1 pseudogene is annotated in these 323 nt (G+C 68.4%); it reads right to left on the bottom strand.

Annotated features, from left to right (window positions below):
• Positions 1-143: 143 nt before the first annotated feature.
• Positions 144-323 (bottom strand): annotated as a pseudogene (locus I73_RS29215) (hypothetical protein); the annotation flags it as partial.

The raw sequence follows: 323 nt of genomic DNA, 5'->3' as shown, positions 1-323 counted from the left end.
CCGATCTGGCAGCCGCCGTCGACGGCGAGAAAAGGCGAAGGACTCATGGACTGCGGCATGCCAGAAAGGGGAACCCAGGTTCTAAACGAGCCGCCCGCCTGGAGCGACGGGGCTTTCCCTCAAGCCCCACCGCCGCCGCCTGCTCAGAAGCCTTCGAGCACGATCTTGCCGCGCGCGGTGCCGCTCTCGATCAGGGCATGGGCGCGGCGCAGATGGGCCGCGTCGATGCGACCGTAGTGCTCGCCCAGCGTGGTGCGGATGCGGCGCTCATGCCTTCTCCACCTTCTGGCGCACGGCAAAGCGCACGTCGCTGAAGCCGGCCT

Source organism: Ideonella sp. B508-1, assembly GCF_000333615.1.
Classification (GTDB): Bacteria; Pseudomonadota; Gammaproteobacteria; order Burkholderiales; family Burkholderiaceae_C; genus Ideonella.
Note: the sequence above shows the minus strand (reverse complement) of the source record. Positions and strands in the feature narration are given on the sequence as shown.